Annotated in this window: 16 protein-coding genes and 2 tRNA genes; 12 read left to right on the top strand and 6 right to left on the bottom strand. The window is 66.3% G+C overall.

Translation table 11 applies throughout. The features are described from left to right. Positions 1-14: 14 nt before the first annotated feature. The 4 genes from serA to AC4ELS_RS09015 all read left to right on the top strand — a co-directional run bounded on the left by serA (position 15) and on the right by AC4ELS_RS09015 (position 3,925). Positions 15-1,601, top strand: a complete 1,587-nt coding sequence (gene serA / locus AC4ELS_RS09030) for a phosphoglycerate dehydrogenase (protein ID WP_064881906.1) — start codon at positions 15-17, stop codon at positions 1,599-1,601. Continuing rightward, positions 1,598-2,608 (top strand): 3-isopropylmalate dehydrogenase, encoded by a 1,011-nt coding sequence (locus AC4ELS_RS09025; protein WP_064881904.1) that lies wholly within the window; start codon positions 1,598-1,600, stop codon positions 2,606-2,608. Before serA ends, AC4ELS_RS09025 begins: the two co-directional genes overlap by 4 nt. A gap of 25 nt (positions 2,609-2,633) precedes the next feature. Further along, complete coding sequence (locus AC4ELS_RS09020; RefSeq protein WP_499046823.1) at positions 2,634-3,221, top strand: hypothetical protein; 588 nt, start codon at positions 2,634-2,636, stop codon at positions 3,219-3,221. A gap of 89 nt (positions 3,222-3,310) precedes the next feature. Then, positions 3,311-3,925: a dihydrofolate reductase family protein gene (locus AC4ELS_RS09015; RefSeq protein WP_064960693.1), complete on the top strand. Its 615-nt coding sequence runs from the start codon at positions 3,311-3,313 to the stop codon at positions 3,923-3,925. A gap of 16 nt (positions 3,926-3,941) precedes the next feature. Here AC4ELS_RS09015 and AC4ELS_RS09010 read toward each other — a convergent pair whose 3' ends face one another. Next, entirely contained in the window at positions 3,942-5,066 is a 1,125-nt protein-coding gene (locus AC4ELS_RS09010; protein WP_499046821.1) for a hypothetical protein, read from the bottom strand. A 291-nt stretch (positions 5,067-5,357) separates the two neighbouring features. Then, positions 5,358-6,551 (bottom strand): MFS transporter, encoded by a 1,194-nt coding sequence (locus tag AC4ELS_RS09005; RefSeq protein ID WP_499046818.1) that lies wholly within the window; start codon positions 6,549-6,551, stop codon positions 5,358-5,360. Between the two features lie 91 nt (positions 6,552-6,642). Here AC4ELS_RS09005 and AC4ELS_RS09000 point away from each other — a divergent pair, with 91 nt between their 5' ends. The 5 genes from AC4ELS_RS09000 to AC4ELS_RS08980 all read left to right on the top strand — a co-directional run bounded on the left by AC4ELS_RS09000 (position 6,643) and on the right by AC4ELS_RS08980 (position 10,487). Then, positions 6,643-7,818, top strand: coding sequence for an alpha/beta hydrolase family protein (locus AC4ELS_RS09000; RefSeq protein ID WP_499047002.1), 1,176 nt, complete (start codon positions 6,643-6,645; stop codon positions 7,816-7,818). Between the two features lie 60 nt (positions 7,819-7,878). Next, positions 7,879-8,655 carry a fumarylacetoacetate hydrolase family protein gene (locus AC4ELS_RS08995; protein ID WP_064881896.1) on the top strand — a complete coding sequence of 259 codons (777 nt, stop codon included), beginning with the start codon at positions 7,879-7,881 and terminating at the stop codon, positions 8,653-8,655. A 9-nt stretch (positions 8,656-8,664) separates the two neighbouring features. Continuing rightward, on the top strand, positions 8,665-10,131 hold the full coding sequence (gene gltX / locus AC4ELS_RS08990) for a glutamate--tRNA ligase (RefSeq protein ID WP_499046815.1): 1,467 nt from the start codon (positions 8,665-8,667) through the stop codon (positions 10,129-10,131). Between the two features lie 140 nt (positions 10,132-10,271). Then, positions 10,272-10,346 (top strand) — tRNA-Gln (locus tag AC4ELS_RS08985). Positions 10,347-10,414: 68 nt separating this feature from the next. Continuing rightward, a tRNA-Glu gene (locus AC4ELS_RS08980) sits at positions 10,415-10,487 on the top strand. A gap of 302 nt (positions 10,488-10,789) precedes the next feature. On the opposite strand, the gene AC4ELS_RS08975 is transcribed toward AC4ELS_RS08980, so the two are convergent. Next, positions 10,790-11,491, bottom strand: coding sequence for an IclR family transcriptional regulator (locus AC4ELS_RS08975; protein ID WP_064881892.1), 702 nt, complete (start codon positions 11,489-11,491; stop codon positions 10,790-10,792). Positions 11,492-11,610: 119 nt separating this feature from the next. Between AC4ELS_RS08975 and leuC the strand changes: the two genes are divergently transcribed. The 3 genes from leuC to AC4ELS_RS08960 all read left to right on the top strand — a co-directional run bounded on the left by leuC (position 11,611) and on the right by AC4ELS_RS08960 (position 14,542). Beyond that, a complete protein-coding gene (leuC, locus tag AC4ELS_RS08970) occupies positions 11,611-13,065 on the top strand; it encodes a 3-isopropylmalate dehydratase large subunit (RefSeq protein ID WP_064881890.1) in 1,455 nt (484 codons plus the stop codon). 21 nt (positions 13,066-13,086) lie between these two features. Next, entirely contained in the window at positions 13,087-13,680 is a 594-nt protein-coding gene (gene leuD / locus AC4ELS_RS08965) for a 3-isopropylmalate dehydratase small subunit (RefSeq protein WP_064881882.1), read from the top strand. Positions 13,681-13,894: 214 nt separating this feature from the next. Beyond that, positions 13,895-14,542 (top strand): HU family DNA-binding protein, encoded by a 648-nt coding sequence (locus AC4ELS_RS08960; RefSeq protein ID WP_055112756.1) that lies wholly within the window; start codon positions 13,895-13,897, stop codon positions 14,540-14,542. Positions 14,543-14,603: 61 nt separating this feature from the next. Here AC4ELS_RS08960 and mutT1 read toward each other — a convergent pair whose 3' ends face one another. Genes mutT1 through cofC form a run of 3 tightly spaced genes read right to left on the bottom strand, consistent with a single transcriptional unit; the run spans position 14,604 to position 18,493 of the window. Then, entirely contained in the window at positions 14,604-15,542 is a 939-nt protein-coding gene (mutT1, locus tag AC4ELS_RS08955; protein WP_448446887.1) for an 8-oxo-(d)GTP phosphatase MutT1, read from the bottom strand. A gap of 55 nt (positions 15,543-15,597) precedes the next feature. Further along, on the bottom strand, positions 15,598-17,805 hold the full coding sequence (locus AC4ELS_RS08950) for an RNA degradosome polyphosphate kinase (RefSeq protein ID WP_448446885.1): 2,208 nt from the start codon (positions 17,803-17,805) through the stop codon (positions 15,598-15,600). Between the two features lie 22 nt (positions 17,806-17,827). Beyond that, positions 17,828-18,493, bottom strand: coding sequence for a 2-phospho-L-lactate guanylyltransferase (gene cofC, locus AC4ELS_RS08945; protein ID WP_064881861.1), 666 nt, complete (start codon positions 18,491-18,493; stop codon positions 17,828-17,830). Positions 18,494-18,503: the final 10 nt, after the last annotated feature.

The raw sequence follows: 18,503 nt of genomic DNA, 5'->3' as shown, positions 1-18,503 counted from the left end.
ACTAGGCTGTCCGCGTGAGTCTCCCCGTTGTTTTGATTGCCGACAAGCTCGCGGAATCGACCGTCGCCGCTCTCGGTGACCAGGTAGAGGTCAGGTGGGTCGACGGTCCGGACCGCGAGAAGCTGCTCGCTGCCGTGCCGGAAGCCGACGCGCTGCTGGTGCGTTCCGCCACCACGGTGGACGCCGAGGTCATCGCCGCGGCCCCCAAACTCAAGATCGTCGCCCGCGCCGGTGTCGGCCTGGACAACGTCGACGTCGACGCCGCGACCGCCCGCGGGGTGCTCGTCGTCAACGCACCGACCTCCAACATCCACAGTGCCGCCGAGCACGCCCTGGCCCTGCTGCTGTCCACGGCGCGACAGATCCCCGCCGCCGACGCAACGCTGCGGGAACACACCTGGAAGCGGTCGTCGTTCTCGGGCGTCGAGATCTTCGACAAGACCGTCGGTGTCGTCGGTCTCGGCCGCATCGGTCAGCTGGTCGCCCAGCGCCTGGCCGCCTTCGGCGCCCACATCGTGGCGTACGACCCCTACGTCTCGCAGGCCCGCGCCGCCCAGCTCGGTATCGAGTTGCTGCCGCTGGAGGAGCTGCTCGGCCGAGCCGACTTCATCTCGGTGCACCTGCCCAAGACCAAGGAGACCGCCGGCCTGCTCGGCAAGGACAACCTGGCCAAGACCAAGCCGGGCGTCATCATCGTCAACGCCGCCCGCGGTGGTCTGATCGATGAGCAGGCCCTGGCCGATGCCATCACGAGCGGCCACGTGCGTGCCGCCGGTCTGGACGTGTTCTCGACCGAACCGTGCACCGACAGCCCGCTGTTCGAGCTGCCGCAGGTCGTCGTGACCCCGCACCTGGGTGCCTCGACCGCCGAGGCGCAGGACCGGGCCGGTACCGATGTGGCCGCCAGCGTGAAGCTCGCCCTTGCCGGCGAATTCGTGCCGGACGCGGTCAACGTGGGCGGCGGCGCCGTCGGCGAAGAGGTGGCGCCCTGGCTGGACCTGGTGCGCAAGCTCGGTCTGCTGGCCGGTGCCCTGTCCGATGCGGCCCCGGTGTCGCTCACCGTCCAGGCGCGCGGCGAGCTGGCGTCGGAGGATGTCGAGATCCTGCGGCTGTCGGCGCTGCGTGGGCTGTTCTCCGCGGTGGTCGACGAGCAGGTCACGTTCGTCAACGCTCCGACGCTGGCCGCCGACCGCGGCGTGGCCTCCGAGATCAGCACTGCCACCGAGAGCCCCAACCACCGCAGCGTGGTCGATGTGCGCGTCGTGCACGCCGACGGCAGCGCGGTGAACGTCGCGGGCACCCTGTCGGGGCCGCAGCTGGTCGAGAAGATCGTCCAGATCAACGGCCGCAACTTCGACCTGCGCGCCGAGGGCTACAACCTCATCGTCCACTACAACGATCAGCCGGGCGCCCTGGGCAAGATCGGCACCCTGCTGGGTGGGGCGAACGTCAACATCCTGGCCGCGCAGCTGAGCCAGGACGTCGACGGCGACAGTGCCATCGTGATGCTGCGGCTGGACACCGACGTGCCAGAGGATGTGCGTTCCGCGCTTGCCGCTGCCGTTGACGCCACGACGCTGGAAGTGGTCGACCTGTCATGAAACTCGCTGTAATCGCCGGTGACGGCATCGGTCCGGAAGTCATCGCCGAGGCGCTGAAGGTGCTCGACGCGGTGCTGCCCGGCGTGGACCGGACCGAATACGACCTGGGCGCGCGGCGTTACCACGCGACGGGGGAGACCCTGCCCGAGGGATTCGTCGAGGAGCTCAAGGGCTATGACGCAATCCTGTTGGGCGCCATCGGCGATCCGTCGGTCCCCAGTGGTGTGCTCGAACGCGGGTTGCTGCTCAACATGCGGTTTGCGTTGGACCACCACGTGAACCTGCGGCCGTCGAAGTTGTTCGCCGGGGTTTCCAGTCCCTTGGCCGGCAACCCGGAGATCGACTTCGTGGTGGTGCGCGAGGGCACCGAAGGTCCCTACACCGGCACCGGCGGCGCGATCCGGGTGGGCACCCCGCACGAGGTTGCCACCGAGGTGTCCACCAACACCCGGTTCGGCGTGGAGCGCGTGGTGCGTTATGCGTTCGAGAAAGCCCGCGCGCGACGCAAACACCTGACTCTGGTGCACAAGAACAACGTGCTGGCGTTCGCCGGCTCGCTGTGGAAGCGCACCGTCGACGAGATCGGTACGGAGTACCCGGACGTCGAGACGGCTTACCAGCACATCGATGCGGCCACCATCCACATGGTCACCGATCCCGGCCGGTTCGACGTGATCGTCACCGACAACCTGTTCGGCGACATCATCACCGATCTGGCGGCCGCGGTCTCCGGCGGTATCGGCCTGGCCGCCTCGGGCAATATCGATGCGACGGGCACGAACCCGTCGATGTTCGAGCCGGTGCACGGCAGTGCACCCGACATCGCCGGGCAGGGGATCGCCGATCCGACCGCCGCGGTGATGAGTGTGGCGCTGCTGCTCACGCACATCGGTGAGACCGACGCCGCCGCGCGGGTCGACAAGGCGGTCGGTGAGCACCTGGCCACCCGCGGTGACGCGAAGCTCTCGACCAGCGAGGTCGGCGAGCGGATCCTGTCGCTGCTGTAGCCGGTGATTCTGCGCTGAGTCGGCGGTGACTGCCCGCTTCGCCACCCTGACGAGGCAGTGTTGGCTGTTCGCCATCGGATCGTCGTTCTTCGCGGCCGCCACCGTGCCGGGTTTCCCTGCCTTGGCCGGTGCGGGCGTGACGAACACGCTGTGCTTCGTCGGCTCGTGGTTTTTCACTACGGCCGCGGGCATCCAGCTCGTGCTCGCCGGACGCGGACTCGACTGGTGGTCGGCGGCCACGCAATTCGCCGGGACCCTCTTGTTCAACCTCAGCACCGGCGCGTCGGTCTGGGCCCACGCGGTACTGGCCGAGCGCCGGTTCGTCTGGGCCCCCGACGCGACCGGCTCACTGGCCTTCCTGCTCAGCGGCGTGCTCGCAGTGCTGGCGGTCGGCGCGTGGTCACCGAAATCCGTTGGCTGGCAGGCCGCGTGGATCAACATGATGGGTTGTGTGGCGTTCGGGGTTTCCGCGCTCGCCGCATTCGTTCGCAAGACCGGCGTGACAGTCGACGAGCGGCTCGCCAATTTCGGCACCTTCATCGGGGCGTTGTGCTTTCTGGCCGCGGCGTTGATGCTGCGTCCCCGGTCTGACACGGCACCGACTCTGCGCTGAGGGCGCGGGTCACTCGCACATTCGCGCCCTGGACGCAGAGTCGATCACCGAGGCGATGAGTCTTTGGGCGCCGGTCGGTCTATACGGGCATGGGACTCATCGACATCGAACTGTTCGCGACCCTCGACCTCGTCGCGCAGGCGCCGGGCGGGCCTGACGAGGACCCCGAGGGGTTCTCGTTCGGCGGCTGGCAGGCGCCATTGATCGACGAGGTGTCGGGTGCACAGGTCGGCGCTGCATACGAGGGCACCGATGCTCTCCTGCTCGGGCGCCGGACGTACGACATCTTCGCCGCCTACTGGCCACACCAGACGGATGACTTCGGCACGCTGTTCAACAGCATCCCCAAGTACGTCGCCTCCCGCGGCACACCTGACCTCGCGTGGGCCGGTTCCCAACAGTTGGGCGCGGACCTGGGTGCCGCCGTGCGTGAGATCCGGGATCGGCATGAGCATGTGAAGGTCGTCGGCAGCCTGAATCTGGTCCAGACGCTCTTGCGCGAGAAGCTCTTTGATCGCCTCGACCTGTGGGTGCACCCGATCATGCTGGGTGCGGGGAAGAAGGTGTTCGACGGTGGCGCGGTGCCCACCAACGTCACACTGCTGCAACCGCCGGTCGCCAGCCCGAACGGCATCGTGCATCTGCGGTACGGACTTGCCGACGGAATCCCGGGGACAGGGGACATGAGCGCGCCCGATCAATGAGTTCGGTTGTGCGCGGTCAGGGCTGGGCCGGTGCAACGGCGACGCTGGTGGCGTCGACATCGGCGATGTGGACGCGCTGATCGCCCTCGCGGATGAACAAGCTTGTGACGGTAGGCGGTTGGTTGGCCTGCCGCTCATCGGGCGGTCGGGGCACCTTCGCGACGATCACCGCGTCTCCGTCGGGCAGCGGGTAGTCGCGGTAGGTTCCCGACGGCGCGACTTGTGTCCACTGGCCGCCGTTCAGCTCCCACACGCCGCTGTCCGACGTGGGCTCGGACCGATTCGTCGGACACTGCTCGGCACCCGCGGTGGCCCGCAGCCTCCCGTCGGATGTCCACCACACCGCGCCGCTCTGATTGCCATAGAAGTAGGGCCCGGGGGTCGCATCGAAGGGCCCCGGTGGAAATCCGGCAGCTTGGTGGCCGGTGGCGGAGTCGAACACTGTGACCTGGTGTCGGTCGCAGGAGCCGGTCTTGTCGATGGCACCGGTTTCGTAGGCGAATCTGGTGCCGTCGGGGCTGAAGACCGCAGATATCCACTGCGTGGTCGGTTGGTGCGCGACATCGCGGACGGTGCCGTCGGCATCGACGAGGAACAGGCGATCGGCCTGGGTGAACCTGTCCGAGCCGTACTTCTTGACGATGGCCACCCGTCCATGGCTTGCGCCGATCACGTTTCCGGTGAAGTCCTGGGTTTCGGCGGGTACCGCCTGTTGCTCGGGCGTTCGTGGCGGTAATTGAACGGTGCGCAACACACTGGGCGTCGGGCTCGGCCGGCTGAGGTCCAACTGCATCAGGGTTACCTGACCGTCGGGAGCGTCCGCTGTCGGCGGGGCCTGCCAGACGATTGTGCTGCCCTGCAACGGATACGGGACGCCGGGTCGACTCGGCCGTTGAGAGTCGGTGCGAGACTGAGCCGGAATGGCCACCTCGTGAGTTTGACGGCTTGCCACATCTATCCACACCAGCTCGGCGTGCATGTCGCCGCCGGCGTAGGGATAGCGCCCAGCCTGCTCATCGGCGTACTGCGCGAAGGCATAGGTTCCGTCGGTAGTGAAGGCAGGTCCGCTCAGGCCCGCGAACCGGGACGCACCAACTTGTTTTATCCAGGTGGCAATGGGATTCGAGCCTTCAGTCAGCACGAAACCCACGTCTCCCGAGTCGAACCAGGGGGTGGCTCTCGGCACGGTGTAGGCGATCAACGGGCCGTGAGTCTCCGGCAGGGCGGTTGGAGACGGCGGGCTCGACGGCTGGTCGTGCACCTGACATGCGTTTGTTGCCAGTGCGAACGCCAAGAGTGCGGATACGACACGGCGAGTTCTGGCCGGCCGGCTCGCCGCACCTACTCGAGTGGGTATGCCCGATCTCATCAGTGCAGCGTATGTCGGCCGAGACCCGCTGCCCTACGGTTCTTTGCGCACCGGATCCTGGGCCTAATGCTCTTCGCGCGAGCGCTCATCGGCCGGAACCAGTGGCACCGCCAGCAACGGCAACAATGCGCACACCGCGAAAGCCGCGGGGTATCCGGCCACACCGATCAGCGCGCCGAACAACGGCGCAGAGCTGGCGGTGGCCAGGTGCTGGCTGGTGTTCTGAGTACCGAGTGCGCGCCCACTCCAGAACGGGCCGGCGATCTCCGCGATTGCCGTGAACGCCAAACCGTTGTCGGACACCGTGATCACCGAGGCGATCACGATCAGGGCGACACTGATCGGGGAGCCCAGCCAGTCGGTGAGCGCCAGCAGCCCCATCGTCGCTGCCGCCGCCAACGCGATGGTGCGGATGGGACGCAGCCGTTGTCCGATCACATCGGACCAGCGGCCCGCGGCGATTCGTCCTGCCGCGCCCAGCAATTGGGCGATGGTCACCAGCGTGCCCGCCGAGGCCGCAGACCAACCCCGATCGCTCATCAGCCACACCAGGGTGAAGGTCCACACCAGGCCCTGGGGAACGACCAGCAGAACCGACACTGCGTGGATGCGCCACAACACGTTTGAACCGCGATACGGGTTGGCGAGGTGTTCGGCCGGTGCTTCGTGACGGGGTGGCCGTGGCGGATCCAGCACGCCCACAGCGCAGATCACCGCGGACAGCACGCATACGACCGCCGGAAACAGCAAAGCGGTTGCCACACCGTGGGATTCAGCCAGGCGCGGAATGACCAACGCGCCCAGTCCGACACCCAGAGGCGTTGCCGTCTGACGGATTCCCATGGCCAGGCCACGCTGGTCGGGTGGGAACCAGCCGACCACGACCCGCCCACTCGCCGAATTGCTGCTGGCCGCGGCCATTCCGCCCAGTAGCAGGAACACGCCGACGGCCACCAGGGAATGCGCGGCGGCCGCTCCGAACGCCGCCGCGGCGGTCAGGGCCGAGCCCACCGTCAGCACGATCCGTTCACCGACCCGGTCGACGACGTAGCCCCAGGCGATCAGCGTGACCACCAATCCGAAGCTCGGCATCGACGACAGCAGACCGGCCTGCGCCAGATCCAGGCCTCGCTCGGCGTGCAGGGTGGGGATGAGAAATGCCGCGCCGTTGATGAACACGTTGGCACATGTGGTCGCAGTCAGCGCGATCACCAACATCGACCAACGGCGAAATGTGCTGATCGACGAAACCGGCATGTCTGCATCGTTTCACGGATGTCCCAAAATATTGAACTGATATCCCAATATATGAGAGGCGTTCGGACTGTCCTAGGCTGTGACCGTGAAGATGTGGTTTGCGGTCACCGCTCTGCTGACGTGTGGATTCTTGACGGCGCCGACGGCGGTGGCGGCAGTCGCACCGGACTGGTCGGGCCTGGATGCCCGGCACTATGACGCACCGATTCCGGTGGCAGGCACCCTGATCGAGACGGTTCCGTTGGACCCGGCGCTGTCGGTACCGGGCGCGGCGAGTGCCTACCGCATCCTGTATTCGACTGTCGACCAGCATGATGCAGCCGCAGTCAGTACCGCTGTGGTGTTCATCCCGCACGGCCAGGCACCCGACGGCGGCTGGCCGACCATCGCGTGGGCGCACGGCACGGTGGGACTCGGTGACGATTGCGCACCGTCGGCGCAGCCCCGCAGCGCGCGGGATGCCGAATACCTCACGCACTGGCTCGACCAGGGCTACGCCGTCGTCGGCTCCGATTACGCCGGACTCGGCACCCCCGGGCTGATGAGCTATCTCAACAGCGTGGCCACCGCCCACAGCGTCGTCGACTCGGTGATCGCCATGCACCACATGGACCTGCCGTTGTCACCGAAATGGGCCATCGTCGGTCAGTCCCAGGGCGGCGGGGCCGCGGTCAACAGTGCGCGTTGGGCCACCGAATTCAGCCGGGGGACGGGTCTGGACTACCGCGGCGTGGTGGCCACCGGAACACCGTTCAACGTCCAGGGAATCGTCGAACAGTCCGGGCCCGATATGTTGCTGCCGCCGAATCTGGGACCCGCGGCCAACAGCTACACCGGCTACATCCTCGCCGGACTGCGTGAGGCGCGCCCCGATCTCGACATCGACAGCGTGCTCACCCCCGCCGGACTGGACGCGGTCAACAAGGCCGAGACGCTGTGCAAGCCGGATCTCGATCAGCAGCTGGCCGGTATGACACCGACGGCGTACTTCAGCGCGCCGTTGGCCACCCGGCCCGGCGTTCCGGAAGGTCTCGACGCCTACATGGGGACACCGACCAGCGGCTACGACCGGCCGATCTTCCTCGGCGTCGGGCTCTTGGACCGCGATGTTCCGCCGAACATGTCGCAGCAGCTCGCCGATCAGCTACGCGCCAACGGTCAGGACGTCACATTGAAGGTTTATCCCGACGAGGATCACTCGGGCACCGTGCTGGCCTCGGTTCCGGACTCCACGCCGTTCCTCGCCGCGCTGTTCGACGGGCACTGACGGAAGCCGACCGGAGGCGTCAGCGCTGGTCGTAAGACACTGCGCACTACCCTGGTCAAAATGCGCTTAGGTCGAATCGCCAGTCCCGACGGCGTCGCTTTCGTCAGTGTCGAAGGCGACGGTGCAGATGCCGTCTGCAAAGAGATCGCCGAGCATCCGTTCGGTAACCCCAACTTCACCGGGCGGAGCTGGCCACTGGCCGACGTCCGCCTGTTGGCACCCATCCTGGCCAGCAAGGTCATCTGCATGGGCAAGAACTACGAGGCTCACGCCGCGGAGATGGGCGGTGCGGCGCCCGAGGATCCGGTGATCTTCCTCAAGCCCAACACCGCGATCATCGGCCCCAATGTGCCGATCCAGTTGCCGGCCGATGCCAACCCCGTTCACCACGAGGGGGAGCTGGCGATCGTGATCGGGCGGCCGTGCAAGGACGTCCCCGCTGCGCGCGCCGCCGAGAACATCCTGGGCTACACCATTGCCAACGACATCTCGGCGCGCGACCAGCAGGCCAAGGACGGTCAGTGGATGCGGGCCAAGGGGCACGACACCTTCTGTCCGGTGGGCCCGTGGATCGTCAACGACCTCGATCCGTCCGATCTGGAGATTCGCACCGAGGTGAACGGCGTAGTGCGGCAGCGCAGCCGAACCTCGCTGATGATCCACGACATCGGTGCCATCGTTGAATGGGTCTCGGCCGTGATGACGCTGCTACCCGGTGATCTGATCCTGACCGGAACCCCGGAGGGGGTCGGTCCGATCGAAGACGGGGACACCGTGAGCGTCACCGTCGAGGGCATCGGCACCCTCACCAATCCCGTTGTGCGTAAGCAGAAATAGAGGCAAGTGATGACATCTCCCTCTCGTCCGGTCCGCGTGAGGTTCTGTCCGTCCCCGACCGGCACACCGCACGTCGGGTTGGTGCGTACCGCGCTGTTCAACTGGGCCTACGCCCGGCACACCGGCGGAACGTTCGTCTTCCGCATCGAGGACACCGATGCCGCGCGTGACAGTGCCGAGAGCTACGCCGCGATCCTCGACGCGTTGCGCTGGCTCGGGCTGGACTGGGACGAGGGCCCCGAGGTCGGCGGCCCCTACGAGCCGTACCGGCAGTCGCAGCGCAGCGAGATCTACCGTGACGTGATCAACCGCCTGCTCGAGGCCGGTGAGGTCTACGCGGCATATTCGACGCCGGAAGAGGTCGAGGCGCGGCACGTGGCGGCCGGACGCAATCCCAAACTCGGGTACGACAACTACGACCGGGACCTGACCGACGAGCAGCGCAAGGTATTCGTCGACGAAGGCCGCAAGCCCGTGTTGCGCCTGCGGATGCCCGACGAGGACCTCGGCTGGACCGATCTGGTGCGCGGGCCGGTGAGCTTCCCGGCGGGTTCGGTGCCCGATTTCGCGATCACCCGCGCCAACGGAGATCCGTTGTACACCTTGGTAAACCCGGTCGACGACGCGATGATGAAGATCACCCACGTGCTGCGCGGCGAGGACATCATGCCCTCGACGCCGCGTCAGATCGCGCTGTACCGGGCGCTGATGCGGATCGGCGTGGCTGAGCGGGTGCCTGAATTCGCTCATTTGCCAAGTGTTCTCGGCGAGGGCAACAAGAAGCTGTCCAAGCGGGATCCGCAGTCCAATCTGTTCTTGCACCGTGATCGCGGCTTCCTGCCGGAGGGTCTGCTGAACTACCTGGCGCTGCTGGGCTGGGGCATCGCCGACGATCACGACGTGTTCAGCCTCGAGGAGATGGTGGCCGCGTTCGACGTCGTCAACGTCAACTCCAACCCGGCGCGGTTCGACCAGAAGAAGGCCGACGCGATCAACGCCGAGCACATCCGGCTGCTGACGGTCGAGGACTTCACGGCTCGGCTGCATGCGTACTTCGAAGCCCATGGCCACGACACAGGTTTGGACGACGCCGCATTCGCCGAAGCGGCCGCGCTGGTCCAGACGCGCATCGTCGTCCTCGGCGATGCGTGGGGGCTGCTGAAGTTCTTCGACGACGGCTCCTACGAGATCGACGAGAAGGCCGCTGCCAAGGAACTGCGCGAGGAGGCCGCACCGGTCCTGGATGCCGCTCTGAGCGCGCTGGAGGCGGTCGGGGAGTGGAACACCGCCAACATCGAGGCTGCGCTCAAGGAGGCCCTTCTGGACGGTCTGGAGCTCAAGCCACGGAAGGCGTTCGGGCCGATCCGCGTCGCCGTCACGGGCGCCACGATCAGCCCGCCGCTGTTCGAATCCATGGAACTGCTGGGGGCCGACCGCAGCCTGACGCGGTTGCGGTCCGCCCGGGCCCGGCTGTGAGCGCCTGGGGTGGCGGGGCTTGGTAAAAAGCGCCGAAAATCTTTGGTAGTCTGCTCGTCGGCCCGAAAAGCAAAACGGGGAAGCCCCCGCTGAGCCGATCGGATCGAAATTGCCTGCCACCTGCGGTGATAGGCAATTAATGGGGTATGGTGTAATTGGCAACACAGCGGTTTCTGGTACCGCCATTCTAGGTTCGAGTCCTGGTACCCCAGCCATCCGGAGCGGTTCAGCCGGATTAGGCGAGCACCACTGCCTGAGCTATGCTGACCATCCGGAAGTTCTAGCCCCCGTCGTCTAGCGGCCTAGGACGCCGCCCTCTCACGGCGGTAGCGTGGGTTCGAATCCCATCGGGGGTACAGAAGGTGAGCGCCTCGGCGCGAACCGCAAAAGCGCCCAGTTCTCACGAACTGGGCGCTTTTGCGTTGTATGGGATTCGTCCGCCCGGTTTGCGTCGCTCTCCCGACTTGCGCTCCTCTTGCGTTCCTCCCGCCGGCTTTGTCACGCCAGAGTGGCTCTGGGTGTCGAAGGTCACTCGGGCGTGACGCTCGGTGAGACTCGGTGGTGCGGGCGGCGGTGGGCCGCCTGGTTTGTCACGCTGGAGTGGCGCCGGCGCTCGACAGTCACTCTGGCGTGACACACCGGGCTACTGAGATTCGCCTCACAGTCGCCGGGTCAGGGCGTCGGACGCGGCGAGTAGATCGGCAGCCCAACGGGCTCCCGGCCGGCGGCCCATACGGTCGATCGGTCCGGACACCGAAACCGCGGCGATCACGGCGCCGCGCCCGTCACGCACCGGCGCCGAGACACTGGCCACTCCTGGCTCGCGTTCGGCGGCACTCTGGGCCCAGCCGCGCTTGCGGACCTCGGCCAGCGCCCGATCGGTGAACTTGGCCGCCGGAAGCACGGCCTGCTGGGTGGCCGCGTCGGCGTAGGCCAGTAGCACTTTGGCTCCAGAGCCCGCGGTCATCGGGAGGTGGGTCCCGACCGGCACGGTGTCACGAAGTCCGGCCGGCGGCTCCAACGCCACCACGCAGACCCGTGATTGGCCCTCGCGCCGGTACAGCTGGACGCTCTCGCCGGTGATCTCGCGTAGGCGGGGCAGTACCGCGGCCCCGGCGGCCAGCAGCGGATCGTTGACGTGGGAGGCCAATTCGGTCAGTGCGGGGCCGAGGCGCCAGCGGCCGTCGCCGTCGCGGGCCAGCAGCCGGTGGGTTTCGAGTCCCGCGGCCAGCCGGTGCGCGGTCGCTCGGGGGAGTCCGGTCCGCTCGCAGAGTTCGGCCAGCCCGCAAGGTGACTCGGCCACGGTGTGCAGCACACCCACCGCTTTGTCGAGAACGCCGATGCCGCTATCATTTCTCACAGAGAGATACTAGCGTCTCGCATTGTGAGATGACAGGCGAGATGACGACAGTACCGCCCAGCCCTGGCGGACTCTTGATGCAAGCCCGCATATGCCGTTAATCGAATCGAGAAGTAGCGATGGACCAATCGACACAGACATCCGTGAAGCCGCGCACCCTGGCCGAAAAGGTTTGGGAAGACCACGTCGTGGCGCGCGGTGAGGGCGAGGGCGCATCCCGCGAGCCCGACCTGATCTACATCGACCTGCATCTCGTGCACGAGGTCACCAGCCCGCAGGCGTTCGACGGTCTGCGCATGGCGGGTCGGCCGGTGCGACGGCCCGACCTGACGATCGCCACCGAGGACCACAACGTGCCCACGGTCGACATCGACAAGCCGATCGCGGACCCTGTCTCGCGCACGCAGGTCGAGACATTGCGGCGCAACTGCGAGGAATTCGGTATCCGACTGCACCCGATGGGTGACGTCGAGCAGGGCATCGTGCACATCATCGGACCGCAGCTCGGACTGACACAGCCGGGCATGACGGTGGTGTGTGGAGACAGCCACACCTCGACCCACGGGGCGTTCGGCGCCATCGCTATGGGCATCGGCACATCCGAGGTCGAGCATGTGATGGCCACGCAGACACTGCCGCTCAAGCCGTTCAAGACCATGGCGGTCAACGTCGACGGCGTGCTTCCGCCCGGGGTGAGCGCCAAGGACATCATCTTGGCCGTCATCGCCAAGATCGGTACCGGCGGCGGCCAGGGCCACGTCATCGAATACCGGGGCAGTGCCATCGAAGCGCTGTCCATGGAAGGCCGGATGACGATCTGCAACATGAGCATCGAGGCCGGGGCGCGGGCCGGGATGGTGGCTCCCGACGAGACCACCTATGAGTTCCTCAAAGGCCGTCCGAACGCTCCCAAGGGAGCGGACTGGGACGCCGCCATTGCCGCGTGGAGCCAGTTGCGCACTGACGAGGGTGCCGAATTCGACACCGAGGTCTACCTGGATGCCGCCGCGTTGAGCCCGTTCGTGACGTGGGGCACCAACCCGGGGCAGGGGGTCCCGTTGTCCGCTTCGGTCCCGGATCCTGAGTTGATCGGCGACGACGGCGAGCGTCAGTCGGCGGAGAAGGCTTTGGCCTACATGGATCTGCGGCCCGGGATGGCCATGCGCGACATCGCCGTGGACACCGTCTTCGTCGGCTCCTGCACCAACGGTCGCATCGAGGACCTCCGAGTGGTCGCCGACGTGCTGCGCGATCGCAAGGTGGCCGACGGGGTGCGGATGCTGGTCGTGCCGGGCTCGATGCGGGTGCGTGCCCAGGCCGAATCGGAAGGTCTAGACCAGATATTCACCGCCGCAGGCGCCGAATGGCGGCAGGCCGGCTGCTCGATGTGTCTGGGAATGAACCCCGATCAACTGTCCCCGGGGCAGCGCTGCGCCTCCACATCCAACCGGAATTTCGAAGGCCGACAGGGTAAGGGCGGCCGCACCCACCTGGTCTCACCGGCTGTCGCGGCTGCCACCGCCGTGCGCGGAAAACTCGCGTCCCCTGCCGATCTGCCCGCCGCGACCCGCTAAAAAGCCAGAAGGAGAAGCGTGATGGACGCTTTCAGTACACACACCGGAATCGGGGTCCCGCTGCGGCGGTCCAACGTCGACACCGACCAGATCATCCCCGCGGTCTATTTGAAGCGGGTCACCCGAACAGGTTTCGAGGACGGATTGTTCGCCGCCTGGCGCACGGATCCGTCGTTCATTCTGAATCTCCCGCCATTCGACAAAGGCTCCGTGTTGGTCGCCGGCCCCGATTTCGGCACCGGATCTTCTCGCGAACACGCCGTCTGGGCGCTCATGGACTATGGCTTCCGGGTGGTTATCTCATCCCGATTCGCCGATATTTTCCGCGGCAACGCCGGCAAGGCCGGGCTATTGGCCGCCGAGGTCGCCCAAGACGATGTCGAGCTGTTATGGAAGCTCATCGAGCAGAATCCCGGCCTGGAAATCACTGTGAATCTTCAAGATCGAAATATCGTCGCCGGAACGGTTGTGTTGCCGTTCAGAATTGACGACTACACGGCCTGGCGGCTGCTCGAAGGACTCGACGATATAGGCCTTACGCTGCGGAAACTGTCTTCGATCGAGGATTATGAGAAGCGCAGGCCGAGCTGGAAGCCGCGTACTCTGCCGGCCTGATCGAGGCCTCCCGAGGGCGCTTCAGCGCCCGAATTCGCCGCCTGCCAAACCGGTTCTGGACCCGTCCCGGCGGAGTCCAAGTGGGGCAAGCGGATTGCCGGATTGTTCGCTAGCTACGCCTGAAATTGCGCGTGGCTCTTGGAAATCAGTGGTCACAGGGTTTACCGTGTCCTCTAGTCGGTCCAAAGAGGACCACTGGTTTCGGAGGTTTTGGATGAACAAAGCGGAGCTCATCGACGTACTCACAACCAAACTGGGCACCGATCGTCGGCAGGCTACCGCCGCGGTCGAGAACGTTGTGGACACCATCGTCCGCGCGGTGCACAAGGGTGACAGCGTCACGATCACCGGCTTCGGTGTTTTCGAGCAGCGCCGTCGCGCTGCCCGGGTGGCCCGTAACCCGCGCACCGGCGAGACCGTGAAGGTCAAGCCCACTTCGGTGCCGGCTTTCCGGCCGGGTGCACAGTTCAAGGCGGTTGTCGCTGGGGCGCAGCGTCTCCCGGCTGACGGTCCGGCCGTCAAGCGTGGCGTCACCGCAGGCCCTGCCAAGCGCACTGCCGCCAAGAAGACCGCCGCCAAGAAGGCACCGGCCAAGAAGGCTGCGACCAAGGCTCCTGCCAAGAAGGCCGCGACCAAGGCGCCCGCCAAGAAGGCCGCAGTCAAGAAGGCACCGGCCAAGAAGGCCGCGACCAAGGCTCCTGCCAAGAAGGCCGCGACCAAGGCGCCCGCCAAGAAGGCCGCAGTCAAGAAGGCACCGGCCAAGAAGGCCGCGACCAAGGCTCCTGCCAAGAAGGCCGCGACCAAGGCGCCCGCCAAGAAGGCGGCTGCCAAGAAGGCACCGGCCAAGAAGGGCCGCAAGTAATTACGGTAAAGGCGCGTCGTGAGCCGTAGATGAGCTCACGACGTGCCTTTCTCGTGTGGGTTTACTGCTGCTTGGATAGTGGACTGCACATGTGGTCGGCGGCCAGCAGCCGGCCGTCCGCGATCGACAACACCCACGCACTGCCCTTGCGGTTCCCAGTCGTGGCGGGTCGCACGCGGTCCCGTTCACACCACCAGGAGATCAACCCGGGGATCACCTTGCCTTGTGAGCAGATGACCGGTGTACCTGCGCGCGCCGCGATGTCGAGCAATCGATTGCGAGCGGCCTTGTGATCGTCGGCGTAGGCCTCTTCCGTCAGTGCCGGCTCGTTGTGGATGTCCACACCGAGCTCCTGGCCCAGAGGTTCCAAGGTCTGATGGCAGCGCAGCCGATCGGCCGCGTAAAGCGTTGTGGCACCGAATGCCAATAGTTGGGCGACCAGAGCCTCGGCCTGCGCCCGACCTTTCTTGTCGAGTGGTCGCTTGCGGTCGTCGCCCTTGAATCGTGACCGCCGCCCGGCCGATCCATGCCGCACCACGATCACAGTTTTCGTATCTGGCGGGTATTTTTCGAAGCGGCGCAACACTTTTCGGTCATGCGGATAGACGACCTGATCCATGGCCGCATGCACCGGCAGCCAGATGAGCTTGTCCACCTCGTCATTGGGCGTGAAGTCTCCTCCGGTGGCGCGAGCCGCCCAATACCAGACCCGTTTGGTGCCCTGCGGAATCTCGTACGAGATCGAGCCGAGCCGGCGGCCGAGCTGTGCCGCGTACCCGGTCTCCTCGTGAACCTCGCGTACCGCGGCCACCGGATCGGTTTCGTCCGGTTCGACCTTCCCCTTGGGAAGCGACCAATCGTCGTAGCGAGGACGGTGGATCACGGCTACCTCGGTGACGGTCGCGCCTGCGGCGTCCTGACCGCCGCGCCACAACACGGCGCCTGCCGCGGGCACCAGCTTGGTGCCCGGTTTGGCCGCCTTCGTGCTGTCGTCGGACACCTCAACTCCTGCAGGTCATTCACCGGTCCGGGCTATGGGCCCGGCCAAGTGGGGATCAGGGGTGCCGGTGACGTTCCATCAGCGACACCTGGTGGTCGCGGACTGTCTGCCCCTCCTGGGGCAGCGCAGTCCAATGGCCGTCGTGTCGTAACTCCCAGCACCGGGTGGCCGGATCCATCGCGGACTCGAACACCTCGTTGAGTTGTGCGGCCAGCCTCGGATCCTTGACCTGAGCCATCACTTCGACACGGCGGTCGAGATTACGATGCATCATGTCGGCACTGCCGATCCAGAACTCGTTGATGGCGCGGAAGTGAATAATCCGCGAGTGCTCCAGGAAGCGTCCGAGGATCGAGCGCACCGTGATGTTGTCGGAATAGCCGGGCACACCAGGGCGCAGTGCGCAGATACCGCGCACCACGATCTCGACCGGGATCCCGGCCTGCGACGCCCGGTACAGCGCATCGATCACCTGCTCGTCGACCAGGGCGTTGGCCTTCAACCGGATTCCGGTCGTCGCTCCCTCATGGTGAGCGGCAATTTCGCGGTCGATGCGCTCGATGATGCCCTTACGCACGCCGCGCGGAGCCACCAGCAGATTGCGGTAGGAGTCCTTGCGTGAGTAACCGGTCAGTGAATTGAACAGGTCGGTGAGATCGGCGCCGATGTCGGGATCGGCGGTGAGCAACCCCACGTCCTCGTACAGTCGCGCGGTTTTCGGGTTGTAGTTGCCGGTGCCGATGTGGCAGTAGCGCCGGATCGTCGACCCCTCGCGCCGCACCACAAGGCAGGTCTTGCAATGGGTCTTGAGTCCGATCAACCCGTAGACGACGTGTACGCCGGCCTGCTCAAGCGCTCTGGCCCACTTGATGTTGGCCTGTTCGTCGAAGCGGGCCTTGATCTCGACGAGCGCCACGACCTGCTTGCCGGCCTCGGCCGCGTCGATCAGAGCGTTGACGATCGGTGAGTCACCGGAGGTGCGGTAGAGGGTCTGCTTGATGGCCAGCACGTTGGGGTCGGCGGCGGCCTGCTCGATGAAGCGCTGCACCGTGGTGGAGAACGAGTCATAGGGGTGGTGCACCAGTACATCGCCGTCGCGCAGCGTCGAGAAAATGCTCTTGGGTGTCTCGCGTTCGCCGAAAGCCGGTGGGGTGGCAGGCACGAACGGCCGGTCCTTGAGCGCGGGCCGGTCCACGTCGTAGATCTGCCAGAGCGCGGAGAGATCCAGCAGCCCGGGCACCTCGATCACGTCGCCGGGGGCCACGTCGAGCTCCCGTAAGAGCAATTCGAGCATGCTCTCGGTCATGTCGTCGGAGACTTCCAACCGGACCGGCGACCCGAACCGTCGTCGAGCCAGTTCGCGTTCCAGTGCCTGCAGCAGGTCCTCGTCGCGATCCTCTTCGACCTCGAAGTCGGCATTGCGGGTGATCCGGAACGCGTGGTGCTCGACGATCTCCAGGCCGGGGAACAGGACCGGCAGGAACGCCGCGATGAGTTCCTCCATCGGCAGGAACCGCACCACCGTCGATCCATCGGCAGGGGGCGTCAGTTCCACGAAGCGACCGACATTGTCAGGCACCTTGATCCTGGCGAAGTGTTGTCCGCCGTCGTCGGGGTGCTTGACGGTGATGGCCAGGTTCAGGCTGAGCCCGCTCACGAACGGGAACGGGTGCGCCGGGTCCACCGCCAACGGGGTGAGGACCGGGAACACCTGTTCGTGGAAGTACGTGGAGAGCTTTGCGCGTTCGGACTCGTCGAGCTGGGCCCAGTTGACGATGACGATGCCCTCTTCGGCCAGCGCCGGGCGGACCGAGCTGAGGAACACCTTGGCGTGCCGGTTGGCGATCTGCTGGGTGCGCTCGTTGATGCGACGCAACTGTTCGCGCGGGGACAGGCCATCGGCCGAGCGCACCGAAAGTCCCATCTCGTCGCGGCGTTTGAGACCGGCCACCCGGACCATGTAGAACTCGTCGAGATTGGACGCGAAGATCGCCAGGAACTTCGCCCGCTCGAGCAACGGCAGCGAAGTGTCGGCCGCCAGGGCCAGGACCCGGGCGTTGAAGTCCAGCCAGCTCAGCTCGCGGTTGAGGTAGCGGTCCTCGGGCAGCGCGTCGTCCACCGCAGGTGAGGTGGCCGCCGGTGGCGCTTCGGGTGTCGTCGACTCGTCGGACTGCCCCGATACGGCTGCCGCGGTGTCCCGGTGAGAGTTGTTCGACCGGGTACCTGGCTCGGCTTCGGTGGCTTCGCTCATCTGTCCGATCATTCCCTATCGCGCGGGTCCCCGGCTACCTAACGGCATGCCTGCCGAGGGTGCGTGCGGTGGCGGTGCCCACGCCGAGTCGCCGTGCCGTCTGCAAATCGTCGGGAGTGTCGATGTCGCAGCGCAAACCGGGCCAGGCGCCGGTGAGTTCGATCGCACCGGAGTGACGATGGCGCGCAGCCGAATCGGATCCGAAGTGCGGAGCCAGGGGAGTGCCGAACGCGAACAGCGCCGAGGTTCCGGTGCCGTGCCGATCGCCGACGAAACTGCGTTGATAACCGCGGGCCAGAGACAGCGCCTCGGCCAACTCCTGGGGTTGCAGTGCAGGTAGATCCCCTTGGAGGACAACGATATTCGGTGAAGAGGAGCGGAGCTCGGCCTCGGCGGCGGCGATGGCGTTGTTGAGTGGGTCACGATGACCGGGCGGTGTGGGGTCCATCAGAACCCCGGCGCCGAGTTGCCGCGCGGCGTCGGCCGCCGTCTCGTCCGGGGTGACGACGGTGACGGGGGCGATGGACGACGCGGCGTTGATGGTGTCGACGAGCATGGCCAGCACGACGGCCTCGCGCGTGGCCGCGGAGAAGATGGGTGCCAGCCGGGTTTTGGCGGCCGACAGCCGTTTCACCGCGATCACGAGGGTGACGTCGGCGGCCTGCGTTGCTGCCGCGTTGCCGCTCCGGGAGCCGCTCATGGGTTCATCC

The organism is Mycobacterium shunyiense (assembly GCF_058270035.1).
Note: the sequence above shows the minus strand (reverse complement) of the source record. Positions and strands in the feature narration are given on the sequence as shown.

Bases quoted from the DNA above. Each gene is read 5' to 3' on its own strand.
- AC4ELS_RS08995 (WP_064881896.1), top strand. From the start codon at position 7,879: ATGCGCTTAGGTCGAATCGCCAGTCCCGACGGCGTCGCTTTCGTCAGT.
- AC4ELS_RS08960 (WP_055112756.1), top strand. From the start codon at position 13,895: ATGAACAAAGCGGAGCTCATCGACGTACTCACAACCAAACTGGGCACC.
- leuC (WP_064881890.1), top strand. From the start codon at position 11,611: ATGGACCAATCGACACAGACATCCGTGAAGCCGCGCACCCTGGCCGAA.
- AC4ELS_RS09000 (WP_499047002.1), top strand. From the start codon at position 6,643: ATGTGGTTTGCGGTCACCGCTCTGCTGACGTGTGGATTCTTGACGGCG.
- cofC (WP_064881861.1), bottom strand. From the start codon at position 18,493: ATGAGCGGCTCCCGGAGCGGCAACGCGGCAGCAACGCAGGCCGCCGAC.
- AC4ELS_RS09025 (WP_064881904.1), top strand. From the start codon at position 1,598: ATGAAACTCGCTGTAATCGCCGGTGACGGCATCGGTCCGGAAGTCATC.
- gltX (WP_499046815.1), top strand. From the start codon at position 8,665: ATGACATCTCCCTCTCGTCCGGTCCGCGTGAGGTTCTGTCCGTCCCCG.
- AC4ELS_RS09005 (WP_499046818.1), bottom strand. From the start codon at position 6,551: ATGCCGGTTTCGTCGATCAGCACATTTCGCCGTTGGTCGATGTTGGTG.
- AC4ELS_RS08950 (WP_448446885.1), bottom strand. From the start codon at position 17,805: ATGATCGGACAGATGAGCGAAGCCACCGAAGCCGAGCCAGGTACCCGG.
- leuD (WP_064881882.1), top strand. From the start codon at position 13,087: ATGGACGCTTTCAGTACACACACCGGAATCGGGGTCCCGCTGCGGCGG.
- AC4ELS_RS09015 (WP_064960693.1), top strand. From the start codon at position 3,311: ATGGGACTCATCGACATCGAACTGTTCGCGACCCTCGACCTCGTCGCG.